Below are 19,901 nucleotides of genomic sequence, written 5' to 3'. Positions count from 1 at the left end.
CTTTTGGCTTTGAGCCGCACACGGAACGCGGCGCCCAGCCCTGTTCCTTCAGGGGCGCGGGGAACTGCGCGACCAGCCACGACGGCGCCGCACCCGACGACGAACCCTCAGCCACCCCAAGCGGCGCGCCCCACCTGCCAAAGCACCTTCCGCCGTCGCCACCCCGTGACCCGGTCCACGTACAACCCACCGTCAAGGTGATCGCACTCATGCTGAAGGCACCGAGCGAACCACCCACTCCCATGCACCCGCACAGGCGTCCCGTCGACGGACACCCCCTCCACCACCGCATGGTCGAACCGCTCGGTACCCGCCTCAAGCCCCGGCAGCGACAGACACCCCTCGGGCCCCCGCAGCACCACCCCGTCCGCCTCGACGAGCCGCGGGTTCACCACATGCCCCACATGCCGCACGTCGTCGTCATCGGGACAGTCGTACACGAAGACCCGCAACGACTCCCCGACCTGGTTGGCGGCCAGCCCGACCCCCTCCGCCGCGTACATCGTCGCGAACATGTCCTCGACGAGCCGGGCGAGTTGAGGACCGAACTCCTCAACTTCTTCACACCGTGTGTGCAACACGGGGTCGCCGAGCAAAGACAGGGGAAGGACGCGCCCTCGGGCGCCGGGGATCGAGCCGTGTCGCATGGCGGCAAGGGTACGGTCCTCACTGTCGCGCGGGCTTCGGAGTGGTGCCGCGGTTCGGGCCTGGGAGTGGATCTCGATAGGCTGAGGGCCAGACGTTGCCGGGGGCAGTGCGCGGCGCCGTACGCAAGGAGGATCGGGAACTGATGGCAGGCAACTCGGACCCGCTGTCGCCGCGGGCCAAGCTCGCCGTGACAGCGGGCAAAGCGGTCGCGGCGGCATCACGTGCCGCAGGCCGCGGCAGCGGATCGGTGATCGGCGGCCGGGTCGCGCTCAAACTCGACCCCGACCTGCTGGCCAGGCTCGCTCAGCACCTGGATGTCATCCTGGTGTCGGCGACGAACGGCAAGACCACCACGACGCGGCTGATCGCCGAGGCATTGCGGGCTGCGGGCCCCGTCGTCTCGAACGCGCTGGGCGCGAACATGCCCGCGGGCATCACCTCGGCGCTGGCGGGCGGTTCCGACTCACGGTTCGCCGTCATCGAGGTCGACGAGAAGTATCTGTCCGGGGTGGCGCGGGACACGGATCCCAAGTGCATCGCCCTGCTCAACCTCTCGCGCGACCAGCTCGACCGCGCGGCCGAGACCCGCATGATGGCCGAGCACTGGCGTGAGGGCCTGGCCGGCTCCAAGGCGGTCGTGGTCGCCAACGCGGACGACCCGCTGGTCGTCTGGGCCGCGTCCTCCTCGCCGAACGTGGTGTGGGTGGCCGCCGGCCAGATGTGGAAGGACGACGCCTGGTCCTGCCCGTCGTGCGGCGGTGTGATGCAGCGCCCCGGCGACGACTGGTTCTGCGGCGACTGCGGTTTCCGCCGTCCCACGCCCAGCTGGGCGCTGTCCGGGGACCACGTCCTGGACCCGCACGGTTCGGCCTGGCCGATCCACCTGCAGCTGCCGGGCCGCGCCAACAAGGCGAACGCCGCCTCGTCGGCCGCCGTCGCCGCCGTCTTCGGCGTACCGCCGCAGGTCGCCCTGGAACGCATGTACCAGGTGCAGGCCGTGGCCGGACGCTACGACGTCGTGCAGTTCATGCAGCGCGACCTGCGCCTGCTGCTCGCCAAGAACCCGGCGGGCTGGCTGGAGACGTTCTCCCTGATCGACCCGCCGCCGACCCCGGTGATCCTTTCGGTGAACGCGCGCGGCGCCGACGGCACCGACACCTCCTGGCTGTGGGACGTCGACTACACCCGGCTCACCGGTCACCCGATCTTCGTGCTGGGCGACCGCAAGCTGGACCTCGCCGTTCGTCTGGAGGTCGCGAACCAGCAGTTCCAGGTCTGCGAGAACCTCGACCAGGCCGTGCAGCAGGCGCCGCCCGGCCGTATCGAGGTCATCGCGAACTACACCGCTTTCCAGGACCTGAGGCGTCGTGTCGGCAACTGAACCCCGGAGGACGAAGAGAATGAGTGACAACAGCCTTCGGCTGGTGTGGATCTATCCGGACCTGCTGAGCACGTACGGCGACCAGGGCAACGCGCTCGTGGTCGAGCGCCGTGCCCGCCAGCGCGGTCTGGACGTGGCCCGTCTCGACGTGCGCAGCGACCAGCCGATCCCGACCTCCGGTGACATCTACCTCATCGGTGGCGGCGAGGACCGGCCGCAGCGGCTCGCGGCCGAGCGGCTGCGCCGCGACGGCGGTCTGCACCGCGCGGTCGGCAACGGCGCGATCGTGTTCTCGGTGTGCGCGGGCTACCAGATCCTCGGCCACGAGTTCATCAACGACCTGGGCCAGCGCGAGCCGGGCCTCGGTCTGCTCGACGTGCACTCCACCCGCGGCGAGGGCGAGCGGTGCGTCGGTGACGTACTGGGCGACATCGACGCGCGCCTCGGTCTGCCACCGCTGACCGGCTTCGAGAACCACCAGGGCATCACGCACCTGGGCCCCACCGCCCGCCCCTTCGCGAACGTGCGCCTGGGCAAGGGCAACGGAACGGGCGACGGCACGGAGGGCGCGTACAACGACACGGTCTTCGGGACGTACATGCACGGGCCCGTGCTGGCCCGTAACCCGCTGATCGCGGATCTGCTGCTCAAGCTGGCGCTCGATGTGAACGCGCTGCCGCCGATCGACGACCGGTGGTACGAGGCACTGCGGAACGAGCGCATCTCGGCTGCTCAGCAGCCTGCCTGAGCCCGCCGGGACAGCCCATCCGCAGACGTGCCCGCACAGGTGAGCGGGCACGTCCAGCAGGCGGACGCACAGTGCGGAGCCGCCCCCTGCCGCCGGTAGGGTGGCGGCGTCCTGCCGGACAGCGTGGTCCGGTTCCCGGTCCACGTTGAGAAGGTATTCCGGACTATGCGCATTGGTGTCCTCACGTCCGGTGGCGACTGCCCCGGTCTGAACGCCGTCATCCGGTCCGTCGTACACCGCGCCGTCGTCGACCACGGCGACGAGGTCATCGGCTTCCGGGACGGCTGGAAGGGCCTGCTGGAAGGCGACTACCTCAAGCTCGACCTCGACGCGGTGAGCGGCATCCTGGCTCGCGGCGGCACGATCCTCGGTTCCTCCCGGGTCCAGCCCGCGCATCTGCGCGACGGTGTGGAGCGGGCCAGGGGCCATGTCGAGGAGCTGGGACTCGACGCGATCATCCCGATCGGCGGCGAGGGCACGCTCAAGGCCGCCCGCCTGCTGTCGGACAGCGGTCTGCCGATCGTCGGCGTGCCGAAGACCATCGACAACGACATCGCCGTCACGGACGTCACCTTCGGCTTCGACACGGCCGTGGGGGTCGCGACCGAGGCCCTGGACCGGCTGAAGACCACCGCCGAGTCCCATCAGCGCGTCCTGATCGTCGAGGTCATGGGCCGCAACACCGGCTGGATCGCGCTGCACTCCGGCATGGCCGCGGGCGCCCACGCGATCGTCGTGCCGGAACGGCCCTTCGACATCGCGGAGTTGGCGGCGAAGGTCGGGGAACGCTTCTCCGCGGGCAAGAAGTTCGCCATCGTCGTCGCCGCGGAGGGCGCGAAGCCCCGCGAGGGCACGATGACGTACGACGAGGGCCGCAAGGACGTCTACGGGCACGAGCGGTTCGCGGGCATCGCCCGGCAGCTCTCCATCGAGCTGGAGGAGCGCCTCGGCAAGGAGGCCCGGCCGGTGATCCTCGGGCACGTCCAGCGCGGCGGGACGCCGACCGCGTACGACCGGGTGCTCGCCACCCGGTTCGGGTGGCATGCGGTGGAGGCCGTGCACCGGGGTGAGTTCGGGCACATGACCGCTCTGCGCGGGACCGACATCGTGATGGTGTCGCTCGCGGAGGCGGTCGAGACGCTGAAGACCGTGCCGGATTCGCGGTACGCGGAAGCGGAGACCGTGCTCTGACGTTCGGCCGGGAGAGCTGCGGGGCCGCGGGGCCGCGGGGAATTCGTAGGCTGCGGGTTCGTCGTGGCTGAGCGCGCCCACGCGGCGGAGCCGCAAATCGATACAGCCCCGCGCCCCTGAAAACGAACCCGCCCCCGGTCGCAGGCCCGACCGGGGGCGGTTCTAGTCTGTGGGGGACAGACAGCGCGCAACCCGTACGAAACAGGAGCCGGCGGATGGATCACAGCGGACACGGCACGTCCATGGATCTGCCGCCGTTCACGCTGGGGCGGGGGCTCGAATGGTCCCCGGACCCGTTCTTCCTCGTCGCCTGCCTCGTGGGGCTCGCGCTGTACGGGTGGGGTGTGGCACGGCTGGTGCGGCGCGGTGACGCGTGGCCGGTCGGGCGGACCGTGGCGTTCACCGCCGGTGTCCTGACCGTCGTGCTCGTCCTGTGCACCGGGCTGAACGACTACGGCATGGTCATGTTCAGCGTGCACATGGTGCAGCACATGGTGATCAGCATGCTGTCGCCGATCCTGATCCTGCTCGGCGCGCCGATCACCCTCGCGCTGCGCGCGCTGCCGACCGCGGGACGCGGCCGCAAGGGGCCGCGCGAGCTGCTCCTGATGCTGCTGCACAGCAGGTTCATGCGGATCGTCACGCATCCCGCGTTCACGATCCCGCTCTTCATCGCCAGCCTGTACGCGCTCTACTTCTCGCCGATCTTCGACTTCCTGATGGACTCGAAGACCGGGCACATCGCGATGATGTGCCACTTCCTCGCCGTCGGTCTGGTGTTCTTCTGGCCGATCATGGGCGTCGACCCCGGCCCGCACCGGCCCGGATATCTGATGCGGATGCTGGAGCTGTTCGCCGGGATGCCGTTCCACGCGTTCTTCGGCATCGCGTTGATGATGGCGTCCGAGCCGATGGTCGAGACGTACAAGAACCCGGCGGCGTCGCTGGGCATCGACGCGCTCTCCGACCAGACCGCGGCGGGCGGCATCGCCTGGGCGTTCAGCGAGATCCCGTCCGTGCTCGTGCTGCTGGCCCTGCTCTTCCAGTGGTACCGCTCCGAGCAGCGGCAGGCGCGGCGTTCGGACCGGGCCGCGGACCGTGACGGCGACAAGGAGCTTGAGGCGTACAACGCCTATCTGGCCTCACTCGACGCACGCGGTCACTGATTTTCTTTTCACCTCTTTCTGCCTTTCGACCACTTCGCGCACTCTGCCACATTCCCTTGACTGAAAGGCTTTTCCATTCAGTAGCATGGCGCGTGACGCCCTGATTCCGTTCTGCAGGGTTCGGGGGAACCGCCGCCGGGGGGAGCGGTCATGACAATTCACGCATGCGTGCTGAGGACCGGGAAAACAGTGGTCCGAAGGCTCGCCGTGCTCCTGGCCGCCGTGCTGATCCTCAGCGGATGCAGCGAACAGCGTCTGTTCGCGGTACGGGCGGTAGCAGCCGGAATACCGTCACTCGCACCTTTTTTCGAAGAGGACGGATCGCTGGGGAAGGACCGCAAGGGACTCGCGCCGCAGGAAGCCCACAGCGGGCTGCAGCAGGGCAACACCCCTGGTCTGTACGGGGGCACTCGCGACCAGCAGATCTGTGACATCGAGCGGCTCAAGGATTTCCTCACCGATCCGGAGAATCGACAGAAAGCCCGGGAATGGGCGCGGATCGTGGGTATTACGCCTGATCGGATCGAGGAGTACCTCGACGACCTCACACCGGTCCTGCTGCGTCACGACACCCTCGTGAAGAACCACGACTACAAGAAAGGCAAGGCGGTCCCCTACGACTCGCTGCTTGAGGCGGGGGTCGCTGTTCTGGTGAACGACCAGGGACTTCCCGCCGTGAAGTGCTCCTGCGGAAATCCGCTGAAGGCCTTCGACAAGGATCCCGAGAAGATCTCGGTCACGTTCGAGGACGGCAACAAGAAGTGGGCGGGCTACGAGAAGTCCGAGGTGGTGACCGTCAAACCCTCGCCGCAGCCGCTGAAGCGGATCGCCCTCCTCGATGTGGACGACCCCGGCACGGCCATCGAGCGGCCCGTCGGCACCACGGGTGAGCAGGACAGCACGTTCGACGCGACGAAGCGGCACGAGGTGCCCGCCATGACGGGGATGACCTTCGACCGGGCCGGGCAGGAGCTGGCCCGGCTGGGCCTGGCCGTGGCGTACGACGGCGACGAACTCCCGCCGGGTGACGCGGCGGTGACCGGCTCGACGCCCGGGGCCGGGACACCGCTGGCGTTCGGGGAGGCCGTGGCCTTGAGCGTGGACACGGACTCCGGCGGGACGTCCGGCCCGGTGTCACCGACCGAGTCGGACGAGCCGAAGTCACCGTCGGACACGTCGACCTCGCCGTCGGACAGGGACACCGGGTCGGCCCCGGGCAAGGGGAAGCCGTCGGACAAGGAGTCCGAGCCCGGTGGCGGGACGTCGTCGGGCTCGGGTTCGGGTTCGGGTTCGGGTTCGACGTCGCCCGGTGGCGGGACGTCGTCCTCGCCCGCCGGCGGGTCGCCCACCGTGACCGAGTCCACGCCGGTCGAGGAGCCCTCGCCGTCCACGACCTCGTCGACCTCAGCCCCGACCGCGACGGCCACGGCCACGGCCACGGCAACCAGTACGCCGCCCACGGCCGATCCCACGTCCGCGGACCCTCCGTCCACCGGCCCCGGCCCCACCTCGGTGGAACCCACGCTCAGTGAGACGGCGAGCGAGCCGGTGTCGGGCGGACCCGCGCCGTCCGGCGGGTCGAACACCGGCGGGTCGGGCACCGGCGAGGCGGCCCCGGGGCCCGGCGCGGGCCCATCAGGAGCAGAACCCCGGGAGTGACCGGATGGCATCAGGATCACCGCAGTCGGGAGTCGGCCGGGTCATCGCCGGCCGCTACCTCCTGCTGAACCAGCTGGGCAGCGGCGGCATGGGCCATGTCTGGCTCGCGTACGACCAGCGGCTGGCCTGCGAGGTCGCTCTCAAGGAGATCGTGTTCCGCGACCCGGGCGAGGCGGACCACGACCGCTCGGCCCGGGTGGCCCGGGCCCGCGCCGAGGCCCGGCACGCGGCGGGGCTGCGCGGCCACCCGCACGTCGTGACCGTGCACGACGTCCTGGAGCACGAGGGCCTGCCCTGGATCGTGATGGAGTACGTGGCCGGGGCGCTGGACCTGAGCGCCCTGGTCGCCCGGCGCGGGGCCGTGGCCCCCGCCGAGTGCGCCCGCATCGGGCTCGCCGTGCTGGACGCGCTGACGGCCGGGCACGAGCGCGGGGTCATGCACCGGGACGTGAAACCCGCCAACATCCTCCTGGCCCCGGACCGGACGGGATCGCCGTACGCCCGCGTCCTGCTCACCGACTACGGCATCTCCGTGCAGCCCGACGGCGACGAGACCCGGTGGACGCTGACCTCCGCGCTGGTGGGCACCGCCGGGTATCTGGCCCCTGAGCGGGCCCAGGGCGGGCCGCCCACCGCGGCGGCGGACCTGTTCTCGCTGGGGTGCACGCTCTACTACGCCGTCGAGGGGTACGGGCCCTTCGACCGTGAGTCGGGTCTCGCGGCGCTGACCGCCGTCGTCCTGGAGGAGCCGCGGCCCGTGCTGCACGCGGGCGCCCTGGAGCCGCTGCTGTCGGCCATGCTCACCAAGGACCCGGTCCGCCGGATCACCGCCGCGGAGACCGAGGCGGCGCTGTCCGCGATCCTGACTCCGCAGCCGCATCCCCGCACCCAGCTCGACCCCGGCTCGGAGCCTCCGTGGGCGAACGGGATCACCCATACGGCCGCACCCCGCACTCCCCCGGCACCCGAGCCCCCGCAGAGCCACGGGGGCGGCCCGCAGTGGTACGCGCCGTCCGGCGCACAGCAGTCGTCCTCGCTGCCTCCCCGCCAGGAGGTCCCCCACGCCTGGCCCTCGGGGCAGGCTCCGGGCCCGTGGTCCGGCGGGCAGGGCTTCGGTCCTCCCCCGGCGGCCCCCGGGCGCCGCCGCCGGCCACGCAACCGCGCCCGGACGGCCGTCCTGGCGACCGCGCTGGGGCTGGCCCTCGCGGGCGGCGGGGCGTGGTACGCCATGGCGAACCTGCCGGGGGACGGTCACGCCAAGCCGTACGGGGACGCGATCGGACTGTCGAAGCCGCTCGTCGACGGGAACTGCGTCGCGACGCAGTGGGCCGGTACCCCCTTCGTCGGGGACCCGCAGCTCCGGGTCGTGAAATGCCTCAGCGAGGAGACGTACGGGCAGGTGATGGCCGTGTTCGAGGCGGCGTCCGCGCAGGACGCCCGCTCGGCCGGCGCCACCCGGTGCGAGCAGCGCACCGAGGAGACCCGCAAGAAGCTCGCGGACGTCCGCTCGTACGCGGCCGTGCCGACCTCCGAGGGCTTCGAGACCGCCGATCACCGCGTGGCCTGTCTGGTGCTCGACGCGCGCGGCAAGCCGCTGTTCGGGCCGATCGGGAACCGCCGCCCCACCGGGATGCGGTTCCGCGACACGGCCACCATGCAGAAGCGGGACTGCCTGAACCGCGTCAACGACAACATCGCCAAACTCGTCTCGTGCCGGGGCCCGCACGAGGAGCAGGTGCTCGATTTCCACCGGATGAGCCCGGACACGACCCTCCCCCAGGCCAAGCGGCGGGCGACCGCCGCCTGCCAGGAGGAGGTTCCGCCCAACGACTACGGCTACGACCCGAACGTCTATACGGGCTCGTCCTGGGTGGGCAACAGCGCCTGGTCCTCCGGCACTCATTTCGTCGTCTGTACTGCAATTCGCAGGGACGGGGGCACCATGGAGGAGGACGAACCATGAGGAGGGTGTTGCGATGCCCGGTTCCACGAAGACCATGGGAGTGCTCACCGTCGGCGGCCTGGTGATGGTCACGGCCTACACGGTGGCGCTCGGCAGCAGCGGCTGGCTGTGGTTCGGCTGGGTGGTGCTCGGTCTGATCACCCTGGCGATGGTGGCCTCCCGGCCCACCTGAGGCACCGCGCGACCGGTTCCCCGGGAGGCGCCGCGGCTCCTGCCCGGGGGATTCGTCCGTACGGGATCCGGCCGCACGGGATCCGGCCGCACGGGATCCGGCCGCACGGGATCCGGCCGTGCGGGATCCGGCCGTGCGGGGTCCGGCCGTGCGGGATCCGGCCGGCAGCGGCTCATTCGCGGGTCAGGCGCCCCGCCGAGTGCACGCCCGGCTGGTACTTCGGCAACCGGGCGGTGATCTTCATGCCCGCGCCCGGAGCGGTCTCGATGACCAGGCCGTAGTCGTCCCCGTAGACCTGACGCAGCCGGTCGTCGACGTTCGACAGACCGATGCCGTCCGACGGGTCGGTCTCCCCTGCCAGGATGCGGCGCAGCCGCCCGGGGTCCATGCCCGGGCCGTCGTCCTCGATGACGACGAGCGCCTCGGCGCCGGCGTCCTGCGCGGTGATGCTGATACGGCTCTTGTCGACCTTGACCGTGCCGCCTTCCAGACCGTGCTTCACGGCGTTCTCGACGAGCGGCTGCAGACAGAGGAAGGGCAGGGTCACCGGCAGCACCTCGGGCGCGATCTGCAGGGTCACCGAGAGGCGGTCGCCGAAGCGGGCCCGTACCAGTGCCAAGTAGTGGTCGATGGCGTGCAGTTCGTCGGCGAGGGTGGTGAAGTCGCCGTGCCTGCGGAACGAGTAGCGGGTGAAGTCGGCGAATTCGAGGAGCAGTTCGCGGGCCCGCTCGGGGTCGGTGCGGACGAACGAGGCGATCACCGCGAGTGAGTTGAAGATGAAGTGCGGGGATATCTGGGCCCGCAGCGCCTTGATCTCGGCCTCGATCAGCCGGGTACGGGACTGGTCGAGGTCGGCCAGTTCCAGCTGGACCGACACCCAGCGGGCGACCTCCCCGGTGGCCCGTACGAGCACGGCGGACTCGCGGGGCGCGCAGGCCACGAGTGCCCCGTACACCCGGTCGTCGACGGTGAGGGGGGCGACGACGGCCCAGCGCAGCGGGCAGTAGGGCTCGTCGCAGACGAGGCGGAAGGCCTCCCCGCGGCCGGTCTCCAGGGGGCCGCCGATCCGTTCCATGATCTGTTCCCGGTGGTGCTCGCCGGCGCCCTCCCAGGCCAGCACGGTCTCCTGGTCGGTGAGGCAGAGCGCGTCGGTGCCGAGCAGGGTGCGCAGCCGCCGCGCGGACTTGCGGGCCGTCTCTCCGGTCAAGCCCGCGCGCAGCGGGGGCGCGGCGAGCGACGCGGTGTGCAGGGTCTCGAAGGTGGCGTGCTCGACGGGGGTGCCGAGGCCGCCGGGGCTCGGCGAGTGCGCGGTGCGCCGGCCGAACCAGAACCCGGCCGCCAGCAGCGGCAGCACGGCCACACAGAGACCCGCCAGAAATCCGCTCACGCCTTGATCTCCTTGATCTCCGTGCTCCCCCTGGCCTCCGTGCTGCCCTTGGCCTCCGTGCTCCCCTTGGTCTCCGTGCGCACCTGTCCCCCGGCGAGTTCCTCCGGCAGATGGAAGCGGGCGAGGATGGCCGCCGTCCCGGCCGGGACACGGCGGGGCGTCGCCAGTGACACCAGCACCATGGTGAGGAAGCCCAGCGGCACCGACCACAGCGCGGGCCAGGCGAGGAGCGCGTGCAGTGAGCCCGTCCCGGGGAAGCCGGCCATGGTGGCCGCGACCGCGAGAAGTGCCGAGCCGCCGCCGACGAGCATCCCGGCCGCCGCGCCGGGCGGGGTGAGCCGGTGCCACCAGATGCCGAGGACGAGCAGCGGGCAGAACGACGAGGCGGACACCGCGAAGGCGAGCCCGACGGCATCGGCGACGGGCAGGCCGCCCACGAGCATGCTCGCCGCGAGCGGCACGATCATGGACAGGACCGTGCCGAGCCGGAAGTGCCGTACGCCGCGGGAGGGCAGCACGTCCTGGGTGAGCACGCCCGCCACCGCCATGGTCAGGCCCGACGCGGTGGACAGGAACGCGGCGAAGGCCCCGCCCGCCACCAGTGCGCCGAGCAGGTCCCCGCCGAGCCCGCCGACGACCCGGTCGGGCAGCAGCAGCACGGCGGCGTCCGCGTCCCCGGTCAGGGTCAGCTCGGGGGCGTACAGGCGGCCCAGGGCGCCGTAGAGGGGCGGCAGCAGGTAGAAGAAGCCGATCAGGCCGAGCACGGCGACGGTCGTGCGGCGGGCGGCCACGCCGTGCGGGCTGGTGTAGAAGCGCACGACGACGTGCGGCAGCCCCATGGTGCCGAGGAAGGTGGCGAGGATCAGCCCGTACGTGGCGTACAGCGGCCGTTCCTCGCGGCCCGCGGCGAGCGAGGTGGACATGCCGCCGTTGTCGCCGCGGTCGGCGACGGGCACGGGGTCGCCCTTGCTGAAGGACAGGCGGGTGCCCCGCTCGATGCGGTGGACGCCCGCGGGCAGCCTGACCTGCCGGTCCTCGTAGCGCACGCCGTCGACCGTGCCGTCCGCGGTGACGGTCAGCGGCCCGTCGAGCTTCAGGTCGAGTCCGGCGTCGACGCGTACGACCCGGTGCTCGCGGAACGTGGCCGGTTCGTCGAAGGCGTGGCGCGGCCCGCCGTCGTCCTGCCAGGCGAGGACGAGGAAGAGTGCGGGGACGAGCAGGGCGGTGAGCTTGAGCCAGTACTGGAAGGCCTGGACGAAGGTGATGCTGCGCATCCCGCCCGCGGCGACGGTCGCCACCACGACGACCGCGACGATGACACCGCCGAGGGACTTGGACGCCCCCGTGAGCACGTTCAGGGTCAGCCCCGCGCCCTGGAGCTGGGGCAGGAGGTACAGCCAGCCGACCCCGACGACGAAGGCTCCGGCCAGCCGCCGCATGCCCTGCGAGGCGAGCCGCGCCTCCGCGAAGTCCGGCAGGGTGTACGCGCCGGAGCGGCGCAGCGGGGCCGCGACGAAGATCAGCAGGACGAGATAGCCGGCGGTGTAGCCGACCGGGTACCAGAGCATGTCCGGGCCCTGGACGAGGACGAGGCCCGCGATGCCGAGGAAGGAGGCGGCGGAGAGGTACTCGCCGCTGATGGCCGCCGCATTCAGGCGGGGGCCGACCGTGCGGGAGGCCACGTAGAAGTCGGAGGTGGTGCGGGAGATGCGCAGGCCGAAGGCGCCGACGAAGACGGTCGCGACGACCACGAGGGCGACCGCCGGAACGGCGTAGTTCTCGTTCACGTGCTCAGCGGTCCTCCACGAGGCGGACGAAGTCCTTCTCGTTGCGGTCGGCGCGGCGCACGTACCAGCGGGCGAGCAGCACCAGCGGCGGGTAGACACAGAAGCCGAGCACGAGCCATTCGAGGCTCGAACTGTCCCCCAGCACGGTGAAGACCAGAGGCAGCGGGCCCACGAAGAGGATGAGTACGGCGAAGACGGTGAGCGCGGCCCGCAGCTGGCTGCGCATCAGGGAGCGGACGTAGGTGTGGCCGAGGGTGGTCTGCTCGTCGATCTCGGTCCGCGGCCGGGAGCGGCTCAGCGGGCGCGTACGACGCGGCGGGCCGGTGACGACGACCCGGCGGTCGGTGGGGACATGCCGGTCGGTGGGGTCGTGGGGCACCTGCGCCTCCTCAGCTCGCGGTCCGGCGCATCAGCAGGTCCCGCAGTTCCCGTGCGTGGCGGCGGCTGACCTGGAGTTCGACCGACTCGACCAGGACGCTCACCGTACCCGCGTCCAGGCGGAGTTCGCTGATGTGACCGAGAGCGACGAGATGACGGCGGTGGATACGGACGAACCCGCGCGAGCGCCAGCGCTCCTCCAGGGTCGACAGGGGGATGCGGACGAGGTGGCTGCCCTGGCCGGTGTGCAGCCGCGCGTAGTCGCCGTGGGCCTCGACATGGGTGATGTCCTCGACGGCGACGAACCGGGTGACCCCGCCCAGCTCGACGGATATGTGGTCGGGGTCGGGCTCGTGCACGGGGATCAGCGGGGCCGCGTCCATCTGCTCGACGGCCCGGCGCACGGCCTCGGCGAGGCGCTCCCTGCGAACCGGCTTCAGGACGTAGTCGACGGCCTTGAGGTCGAAGGCCTGGACGGCGAACCCCTCGTGGGCGGTGACGAACACGACGAGCGGCGGCTTGGCAAACCCGGCGAGCAGCCGTGCCATGTCCAGTCCGTCAAGGCCCGGCATGTGGATGTCGAGGAAGACGACGTCGATGCCCTCGGCTCCGTCCGGGCCGCTGTCCAGGGCCCGGTTGATGCGCCGCAGCGCCGCCGTGGCGTCGCTCGCGCCCTCGACGCTGCTCACCCGTGGATCGGCGTCCAGCAGATAGAGCAGCTCTTCGAGGGAGGGCGGTTCGTCGTCGACGGCGAGGGCGCGCAGCATGAACCCGGAGTGTAGGAGCAATCCGCGCGCCTGCACATGCGGTGGGCAAGGTCGTCGGCGCGGGAACCTCGCCGGATCGCCGCTGCGTCGTCGCCGCATCGCCGGCGCATCGCCGCTGGATACAGTGCCCGCATGAGACCCGTGTCCGCGCCCTTCGACGATCTCGACCGGAAGATCGTCACGGCTCTGATGGCGAACGCCCGCACGAGTTTCGCCGAGATCGGCGCGGCGATCGGGCTGTCCGCCACCGCGGTCAAGCGCCGCGCCGACCGGTTGCGCGAGACAGGCGTGATCACGGGCTTCACGGCGACGGTGAAACCGGCCGCGCTGGGGTGGCGTACCGAGGCGTACGTGGAGGTGTACTGCGAGGGCGCGGCGCCGCCGCGGCGGCTCGCGGAAGTGGTGCGCAACCATCCGGAGATCACGGCCGCGATGACGGTGACCGGCGGGGCGGACGCGCTGCTGCATGTACGGGCCCGGGACGTGGAGCACTTCGAGGAGGTGCTTGAGCGGATCCGGGTGGAGCCGTTCATCCGCAAGACCGTCAGCTTCATGGTGCTGTCGCATCTGCTGCCGGAGAGCCCCGAAGCGGGGGCGAACCAGCCGGCTCCGGAGGCCTGAACCCGGCGTTCCTTCACCCGTTCGGGTCAATCGCGCACTGATCGTGCGTCGAACGGCTCCAAGACGCAGCATTTCTGCGGCGGTGCGCAATTCTCGATTCTTGTCGCGCCGCTGCCCCGCTTTCTACCGTTGAGGCATCCCACCCGACACCTCAGGAAAGCGGAGGAACCCCTCTGTGCCCATGAGTCGTGTGCCGCGCCCCAGACGGTTCCTGGTCTGCGAACCCAGACACTTCGCCGTGCAGTACGCCATCAATCCCTGGATGCACGAGGACACGCAGGTCGACGTCGAGCTGGCCCGGGGCCAGTGGGCGGAGCTGATCTCCGCCTACCGCGCCCACGGCCACACCGTCGACAGCGTGGAGCCGGTCGCCGGGCTGCCGGACATGGTCTTCGCCGCGAACTCGGCGCTCGTCGTCGCGGGCCGGGTCTTCGGCTCGCTCTTCCACGCGCCGCAGCGCCGCCCGGAGTCGAGCGCGTACGAGACGTGGTTCAAGAGCGCGGGCTTCGACGTCCGCCGGCCCGAGTCGGTGTGCGAGGGCGAGGGCGACCTGGTGTTCGCAGGCCGCCATCTGCTGGCCGGCACAGGGTTCCGTACGGCACGCTCCGCCCATCACGAGGTGCAGGAGTACTTCGGCGTCCCCACCGTCAGCCTCACGCTGGTCGACCCCCGCTTCTACCACCTCGACACCGCGCTGTTCGTGCTCGACGACGGCCCGGAGGCGAACATCGCGTACTACCCCGAGGCGTTCTCGGCGGGCAGCCGTGAAGTACTCCGTCTGCTCTTCCCGGACGCGGTGGTCGCCACCCGCGAGGACGCGATGGTGTTCGGGCTGAACTCCGTCTCGGACGGCCGCCACGTCTTCATCACGCCGCGCGCCGAGGCCCTGGCGGGCGAACTCGACCGCCACGGCTACGTCCCCGTCCCCGTCGACCTGTCGGAGTTCCAGAAGGCCGGCGGCGGCATCAAGTGCTGCACACAGGAGATCCGCTCATGACTGTCGCGCCCAGCCGTGCCCTGCGCTCCTCCGCCGAACTGATCAGCGCCGAGGAGCCCGTCCTCGCGCACAACTACCATCCGCTGCCCGTGGTCGTGGCCCGCGCCGAGGGCGCCTGGGTCGAGGACGTGGAGGGCCGCCGCTATCTCGACATGCTGGCCGGCTACTCGGCGCTCAACTTCGGGCACCGCCACCCGGCCCTGATCGAGGCCGCGCACCGCCAGCTCGACCAGCTGACGCTGACCTCGCGGGCCTTCCACAACGACCGGCTGGCCGCCTTCGCCGAGTCGCTGGCCGCGCTGACCGGCCTGGACATGGTGCTCCCGATGAACACGGGCGCCGAGGCCGTGGAGAGCGCCGTCAAGGTGGCGCGCAAGTGGGCGTACGAGGTCAAGGGCGTCCCCGCCGACCGGGCGACGATCATCGTGGCCGCCGACAACTTCCACGGCCGTACGACGACCATCGTCAGCTTCTCCACCGACGAGAGCGCCCGCGCCGGGTTCGGCCCGTTCACTCCGGGATTCCGGGTGGTCCCGTACAACGACCTCGCCGCGCTCGAAGCGGCGATCGACGAGACGACCGCGGCCGTGCTGATCGAGCCGATCCAGGGCGAGGCGGGGGTCGTCGTCCCGGACGACGGCTATCTGCGGGGGGTGCGCGAGCTGACCGCGCGGGCCGGGTGCCTCTTCATCGCCGACGAGATCCAGTCGGGCCTCGGCCGTACGGGCCGCACGCTGGCCGTCGAGCACGAGGACGTCGTCCCGGACGTGGTGCTGCTCGGCAAGGCGCTCGGCGGCGGCATCGTGCCGGTCTCCGCGGTGGTCGCGCGGCGCGAGGTGCTGGAGGTACTGCGGCCCGGCGAGCACGGCTCGACGTTCGGCGGCAACCCGCTGGCCGCGGCGGTCGGCTCCGCCGTGGTGGAACTGCTGGAGACGGGCGAGTTCCAGCGCCGGGCCCGGGAGGCGGGCGTGCTGCTGCGGGACGGCCTGACGGCCCTCGTGGGCAAGGGGGTCCTCCGGTTCCGGGCACGTGGGCTGTGGGCGGGCGTGGACATCGATCCCGCGATCGGGACGGGCCGTGAGATCAGTGAGGCCCTGATGCGGGAGGGGGTTCTGGTGAAGGACACCCACGGCTCCACGATCCGGCTGGCGCCGCCGCTGACGATCACGGACGAGGACTTGCGCATGGCGCTGGGCACCCTGGAAAGGGTCCTGCGGAAAGGTGCCTGAGCCGCAGGCTCCCTAGGGGCGCGGGGAACTGCGCGACAAGCCCCCACCGGCCCGCAGCCGACGCACGACCTTCCCGCCCCGCCCCCTGGAAAGGGGTCCCGCGGGTCGAATGCCGGGTGCGGCCCGGTGGGGGCCGTTCGCGCAGTTCCCCGCGCCCCTATCGGGGCTGGCGCGGGTTGTACGTCGGGTGCGGCCCGGTGGGGGCCGGTCGCGCCGTTCCCCGCGCCCCTGACGGGGCCGGTGGGGTCGCGGGCGCCTCTGAGAGGCCGGTGGTCGGTCAGGGCTTCAGGAGGGTTTTGACCATTCCGTCCTCCTTCGCCTGGAACATCGCATACGCCTTCGGCGCGTCCTCCAACGGCATGGAGTGCGTCTTGAACGTATCCACGCCGAGCGGATCCTCGTCCGTCAGCAACGGCAGGATGTCGTCCACCCAGCGCCACACGTTCGCCTGCCCCATCCGCACCTGGATCTGCTTGTCGAACATCGTCAGCAGCGGCATCGGGCTGACGGCGCCGCCGTAGACCCCGGAGATGGACAGCGTGCCGCCGCGGCGCACCAGCTCGATGCCCGCGTACAGCGCGCCCAGCCGGTCGATCCCCGCCTTCTCCATCATCGGCTGCGCCACCGCGTCGGGCAGCAGCCCGGTGACCCACTGGGCCGCCTTGGCGAACGGCGTACCGTGCGCCTCCATGCCGACGGCGTCGATGACGGCGTCGGTCCCGCGCCCGTCGGTGAGGTCCCGGACGGCGGCCGTCAGGTCCTTGCCGTCCATCCGGGCGTCGAAGCACGTGACCCCGTGGGCGCTGGCCCGGGTGAGTCGTTCCTTGACGAGGTCCACGCCGATGACCAGGCCGGCGCCGCGCTGCTGGGCGATCCGGGTGGCCATGTCGCCGATGGGCCCGAGCCCCAGCACGGTGACGCTGCCGCCCGGGGGAATCGCCGCGTACTCCACCGCCTGCCAGGCCGTGGGCAGGACGTCCGACAGATAGACGAACCGGTCGTCCGGCGGCCCCTCGGGCACCTTGATGGGCAGCTTGTTGCCGAACGGCACCCGCAGGAACTCCGCCTGCCCGCCCGGCACCTGCCCGTACAGCTTGGTGTAGCCGAACAGGGAGGCGCCGCTGCCGCGCTCGCGCACCTGGGTCGTCTCGCACTGCGACTGGAGCCCCTGGTCGCACATGTAGCAGTCGCGGCAGGAGACGTTGAAGGGGATGACCACCCGGTCGCCGGGGGCGAAGGCGGTGACGTCCGGTCCGACCTCCTCCACGATGCCCATCGGCTCGTGGCCGAGGATGTCACCGGGGTCGATGAACGGCCCGAAGAGTTCGTACAGGTGGAGGTCGGAACCGCACAGGCCGGTGGAGGTGATCCTGACGACGATGTCGTCGGGCTTCTCGATGCGCGGATCCGGGACGGTCTCCACTCGGACGTCCCGCTTGCCCTGCCAGGTCAGTGCGCGCATGGTGTGACTCCTCCAGCGATCGTGGGCGTGGTCCGCTGCCACCGCCCGAGTCCCCTTTCCTCGCGTTCCGACACTCCGGCCACAGGGCGAGTGGCCGTTCCCCGGTAGGGGTACCTGGCCGGGGCGCGGCCCCACTTTCCGGATGGTCGACGCAGGGACGCGGCAAACGGAAGGGAACGTCACTTGTCGAACGCCCTCACCAGGGAGGCCGCCGCCGTAGGGCGTTCGGTGCGCAGATGCTTCACCGAGTCCGGGCCCGAGCGGGACTCGGCGGTCCAGGCCCTCAAGGCGGCGGGCGCCGCTCTGCTGGCCTGGGCCCTCGCCGGCTGGTGGTGGAACGCGCCGATGGCGCTGCTGGCACCGTGGACCGCGCTGTTCCTGGTCCAGAGCACCGTCTACCGCTCACTGCTGACCGCCCTGCAGCAGGTCGTGGTGGTCGTCGTCGGCACCCTGCTGGCCACCGGCGCCCTCGCGCTGACCCATGACACGATGGCCGCGATGGCACTGGCCCTGCCGCTGACCGTGCTGCTCGGCACCTACGCCCGGCTCGGCACGCAGGGCCTGTACGCGCCGACGGCCGCGCTGTTCGTCCTCGCCTACGGCTCCTCCAGCGGCTTCGACATTCTGCACCGGCTGCTGGAGACCCTGCTCGGAGCGGCCATCGGGATCGCCGTGAACGCGAGTGTCCTGCCACCGGTCCACTCCGGCCGCGTCCACCGTCTGCGCGCCCGGCTGCCACGGGACTCCGCCCGTCTGCTGCACGAGGTCGCCGACGGCATCGGGACGTCGTACGACCAGGAGCAGGCCCGCGGCTGGTACGACGGCGCGGTGCGGCTGGCCGACATGGTGACGGAGCTGCGGACCGCGCGCCGGTGGTCGGACGAGAGCCACCGCTTCAACCCGGGTCGCCGGCTGCGCCGTTCGGCCGCCGTACCCCCACCGCCGGCCGCCGAGTGGGACTTCACCTGGGACCGGATCACCGAGCACATCAGGGCGATCACGCGTTCGCTGTCCGAGGCCGCGTCGCTCCCGGAGTCCGCACTCGGCGTGCCGGGCCTCCTGTCGCCGCTGCTGCGGGCGGCCGGTGACGTCCTCGCCTGCCGGAACGGCTCGGCCGACGAACACCGCCGGGCCCACGAGGCGCTCAAGGCGGCCGTCGCGGCCCACGGCCGGCTGGCCTCGGTCCTCGCCGACGGCCGTCAGGGAGCCGCACCCGCACTCGGCGGTCTGACCGCGGACACCGAGCGGCTGCTGGACGACCTGACCACGGTGGTCGACTCGTGGGACGACGAGACCTGACGGACCGACACCGCACGGGCCGGCCACTACCGAGGGCCCGGGGGGGCGTGGGGTCCGCCGGGTGTGCCGGGTGTGCCTGACCTGTCGGGAACGAGCCATCCGCCACCCCGGCGGGTGGTGCGGCGGGGGCACACCGGTCCAGCATGAGTCCGATCAGGGACGGTTACAGGGGCCGAGGCCTGCACTTACACTGGCGTCCCGCAGCACACCTGTTTGACCAGCCAGGACCTGTCCGGTCGATCCGGCGAAGCGAGGAGCGACCCGTTGTTCTACTACGTTCTCAAGTACGTGATCCTGGGACCGCTGTTGCGGCTGGTCTTCCGGCCCCGGATCGAGGGTCTGGAGCACGTACCGGCGACGGGCGCGGCCATCGTCGCGGGCAATCACCTGTCGTTCTCGGACCATTTCCTGATGCCCGCGATCCTCAAGCGGCGCATCACGTTCCTCGCCAAGGCCGAGTACTTCACGGGCCCCGGCATCAAGGGACGGCTGACGGCGTTCTTCTTCCGCAGCGCCGGGCAGATCCCCGTGGACCGCTCCGGCAAGGAGGCGGGCAAGGCGGCGATCCGTGAGGGGCTCGGCGTCCTGAGCAAGGACGAACTGCTCGGCATCTACCCGGAGGGGACCCGCTCGCACGACGGCCGCCTCTACAAGGGCAAGGTGGGGGTCGCGGTGATGGCGCTCAGGGCCGAGGTCCCCGTCATCCCGTGCGCGATGATCGGCACCTTCGAGGCCCAGCCGCCCGGCCGGAAGATCCCCAAGGTCCACCCGGTGGCGATCCGCTTCGGGGAACCCCTCGACTTCTCCCGCTACGCGGGCATGGAGAACGAGAAGGCGATCCTGCGCGCCATCACCGACGAGATCATGTACGCGATCCTCACCCTCTCCGAGCAGGAGTACGTGGACCGGTACGCGGCCGAGGTGAAGGCCGAGGAGGCCGCCGAGAAGGCGAAGTCGCGCAAGTTCCCGCGCCTGCCGCAGCGTTGACGGGTGCGGGTGCGTCGTGGCTGGCGGCGCAGTTCCCCGCGCCCCTAAAGGCTCGGCTG

General features: G+C 71.3%; 18 protein-coding genes. 12 read left to right on the top strand and 6 right to left on the bottom strand.

The features are described 5' to 3' along the window. Positions 1-107: 107 nt before the first annotated feature. Positions 108-647 (bottom strand): peptide deformylase, encoded by a 540-nt coding sequence (gene def / locus ACFWGJ_RS26925; RefSeq protein WP_387329338.1) that lies wholly within the window; start codon positions 645-647, stop codon positions 108-110. 143 nt (positions 648-790) lie between these two features. Here def and ACFWGJ_RS26920 point away from each other — a divergent pair, with 143 nt between their 5' ends. From ACFWGJ_RS26920 to ACFWGJ_RS26890, 7 genes are all read left to right on the top strand, one after another. Further along, entirely contained in the window at positions 791-2,029 is a 1,239-nt protein-coding gene (locus ACFWGJ_RS26920) for a MurT ligase domain-containing protein (RefSeq protein ID WP_107018927.1), read from the top strand. 19 nt (positions 2,030-2,048) lie between these two features. Then, positions 2,049-2,777 carry a type 1 glutamine amidotransferase gene (locus ACFWGJ_RS26915; protein WP_107018805.1) on the top strand — a complete coding sequence of 243 codons (729 nt, stop codon included), beginning with the start codon at positions 2,049-2,051 and terminating at the stop codon, positions 2,775-2,777. Positions 2,778-2,942: 165 nt separating this feature from the next. Then, complete coding sequence (locus tag ACFWGJ_RS26910; protein ID WP_107018804.1) at positions 2,943-3,968, top strand: 6-phosphofructokinase; 1,026 nt, start codon at positions 2,943-2,945, stop codon at positions 3,966-3,968. 215 nt (positions 3,969-4,183) lie between these two features. Then, positions 4,184-5,134, top strand: coding sequence for a cytochrome c oxidase assembly protein (locus ACFWGJ_RS26905; protein WP_387329333.1), 951 nt, complete (start codon positions 4,184-4,186; stop codon positions 5,132-5,134). A gap of 150 nt (positions 5,135-5,284) precedes the next feature. Further along, on the top strand, positions 5,285-6,793 hold the full coding sequence (locus tag ACFWGJ_RS26900; protein ID WP_387329330.1) for a DUF6777 domain-containing protein: 1,509 nt from the start codon (positions 5,285-5,287) through the stop codon (positions 6,791-6,793). Between the two features lie 4 nt (positions 6,794-6,797). Next, entirely contained in the window at positions 6,798-8,756 is a 1,959-nt protein-coding gene (locus ACFWGJ_RS26895) for a protein kinase (RefSeq protein ID WP_387329327.1), read from the top strand. Between the two features lie 13 nt (positions 8,757-8,769). Beyond that, a complete protein-coding gene (locus tag ACFWGJ_RS26890; RefSeq protein ID WP_107018800.1) occupies positions 8,770-8,928 on the top strand; it encodes a hypothetical protein in 159 nt (52 codons plus the stop codon). 172 nt (positions 8,929-9,100) lie between these two features. Here the strand turns inward: ACFWGJ_RS26890 and ACFWGJ_RS26885 are convergent, their stop codons facing one another. From ACFWGJ_RS26885 to ACFWGJ_RS26870, 4 genes are read right to left on the bottom strand one after another with little or no spacing between them, the layout of a single operon-like run. After that, a complete protein-coding gene (locus ACFWGJ_RS26885) occupies positions 9,101-10,315 on the bottom strand; it encodes a histidine kinase (protein ID WP_387329324.1) in 1,215 nt (404 codons plus the stop codon). Further along, the gene (locus tag ACFWGJ_RS26880) at positions 10,312-12,102 is read right to left on the bottom strand and encodes a cation acetate symporter (protein ID WP_387329321.1); all 1,791 of its coding nucleotides are present in this window, start codon (positions 12,100-12,102) and stop codon (positions 10,312-10,314) included. Before ACFWGJ_RS26880 ends, ACFWGJ_RS26885 begins: the two co-directional genes overlap by 4 nt. Positions 12,103-12,106: 4 nt before the next feature. Beyond that, on the bottom strand, positions 12,107-12,481 hold the full coding sequence (locus ACFWGJ_RS26875; protein WP_387329318.1) for a hypothetical protein: 375 nt from the start codon (positions 12,479-12,481) through the stop codon (positions 12,107-12,109). A gap of 10 nt (positions 12,482-12,491) precedes the next feature. Beyond that, positions 12,492-13,247, bottom strand: coding sequence for a LytR/AlgR family response regulator transcription factor (locus tag ACFWGJ_RS26870; RefSeq protein ID WP_387329315.1), 756 nt, complete (start codon positions 13,245-13,247; stop codon positions 12,492-12,494). Between the two features lie 132 nt (positions 13,248-13,379). Between ACFWGJ_RS26870 and ACFWGJ_RS26865 the strand changes: the two genes are divergently transcribed. The 3 genes from ACFWGJ_RS26865 to rocD all read left to right on the top strand — a co-directional run bounded on the left by ACFWGJ_RS26865 (position 13,380) and on the right by rocD (position 16,094). Further along, entirely contained in the window at positions 13,380-13,868 is a 489-nt protein-coding gene (locus tag ACFWGJ_RS26865; protein WP_210891352.1) for an Lrp/AsnC family transcriptional regulator, read from the top strand. Positions 13,869-14,043: 175 nt separating this feature from the next. Next, positions 14,044-14,865 (top strand): dimethylargininase, encoded by an 822-nt coding sequence (gene ddaH / locus ACFWGJ_RS26860; RefSeq protein WP_387329312.1) that lies wholly within the window; start codon positions 14,044-14,046, stop codon positions 14,863-14,865. Beyond that, positions 14,862-16,094 carry an ornithine--oxo-acid transaminase gene (rocD, locus tag ACFWGJ_RS26855; RefSeq protein WP_387329309.1) on the top strand — a complete coding sequence of 411 codons (1,233 nt, stop codon included), beginning with the start codon at positions 14,862-14,864 and terminating at the stop codon, positions 16,092-16,094. Before ddaH ends, rocD begins: the two co-directional genes overlap by 4 nt. A gap of 277 nt (positions 16,095-16,371) precedes the next feature. Here rocD and ACFWGJ_RS26850 read toward each other — a convergent pair whose 3' ends face one another. After that, positions 16,372-17,556, bottom strand: a complete 1,185-nt coding sequence (locus tag ACFWGJ_RS26850; RefSeq protein WP_387329306.1) for an alcohol dehydrogenase catalytic domain-containing protein — start codon at positions 17,554-17,556, stop codon at positions 16,372-16,374. A 183-nt stretch (positions 17,557-17,739) separates the two neighbouring features. Here ACFWGJ_RS26850 and ACFWGJ_RS26845 point away from each other — a divergent pair, with 183 nt between their 5' ends. Together ACFWGJ_RS26845 and ACFWGJ_RS26840 are read left to right on the top strand one after the other, a co-directional pair. Beyond that, positions 17,740-18,855, top strand: a complete 1,116-nt coding sequence (locus tag ACFWGJ_RS26845; protein WP_387329303.1) for an aromatic acid exporter family protein — start codon at positions 17,740-17,742, stop codon at positions 18,853-18,855. 264 nt (positions 18,856-19,119) lie between these two features. Then, entirely contained in the window at positions 19,120-19,842 is a 723-nt protein-coding gene (locus ACFWGJ_RS26840) for a lysophospholipid acyltransferase family protein (protein WP_387329300.1), read from the top strand. Positions 19,843-19,901: the final 59 nt, after the last annotated feature.

The sequence above is a fragment of the Streptomyces sp. NPDC060205 genome (assembly GCF_042728395.1).
Taxonomy (GTDB): domain Bacteria; phylum Actinomycetota; class Actinomycetes; order Streptomycetales; family Streptomycetaceae; genus Streptomyces.
This window is presented reverse-complemented; position numbering and strand designations above follow the sequence as displayed.

What these genes read in the sequence shown, in the direction of transcription:
- def (WP_387329338.1), bottom strand. Translation starts at nt 647, where the DNA reads ATGCGACACGGCTCGATCCCCGGCGCCCGAGGGCGCGTCCTTCCCCTG.
- ACFWGJ_RS26920 (WP_107018927.1), top strand. Translation starts at nt 791, where the DNA reads ATGGCAGGCAACTCGGACCCGCTGTCGCCGCGGGCCAAGCTCGCCGTG.
- ACFWGJ_RS26915 (WP_107018805.1), top strand. Translation starts at nt 2,049, where the DNA reads ATGAGTGACAACAGCCTTCGGCTGGTGTGGATCTATCCGGACCTGCTG.
- ACFWGJ_RS26910 (WP_107018804.1), top strand. Translation starts at nt 2,943, where the DNA reads ATGCGCATTGGTGTCCTCACGTCCGGTGGCGACTGCCCCGGTCTGAAC.
- ACFWGJ_RS26905 (WP_387329333.1), top strand. Translation starts at nt 4,184, where the DNA reads ATGGATCACAGCGGACACGGCACGTCCATGGATCTGCCGCCGTTCACG.
- ACFWGJ_RS26900 (WP_387329330.1), top strand. Translation starts at nt 5,285, where the DNA reads ATGACAATTCACGCATGCGTGCTGAGGACCGGGAAAACAGTGGTCCGA.
- ACFWGJ_RS26895 (WP_387329327.1), top strand. Translation starts at nt 6,798, where the DNA reads ATGGCATCAGGATCACCGCAGTCGGGAGTCGGCCGGGTCATCGCCGGC.
- ACFWGJ_RS26890 (WP_107018800.1), top strand. Translation starts at nt 8,770, where the DNA reads ATGCCCGGTTCCACGAAGACCATGGGAGTGCTCACCGTCGGCGGCCTG.
- ACFWGJ_RS26870 (WP_387329315.1), bottom strand. Translation starts at nt 13,247, where the DNA reads ATGCTGCGCGCCCTCGCCGTCGACGACGAACCGCCCTCCCTCGAAGAG.
- ACFWGJ_RS26865 (WP_210891352.1), top strand. Translation starts at nt 13,380, where the DNA reads ATGAGACCCGTGTCCGCGCCCTTCGACGATCTCGACCGGAAGATCGTC.
- rocD (WP_387329309.1), top strand. Translation starts at nt 14,862, where the DNA reads ATGACTGTCGCGCCCAGCCGTGCCCTGCGCTCCTCCGCCGAACTGATC.
- ACFWGJ_RS26850 (WP_387329306.1), bottom strand. Translation starts at nt 17,556, where the DNA reads ATGCGCGCACTGACCTGGCAGGGCAAGCGGGACGTCCGAGTGGAGACC.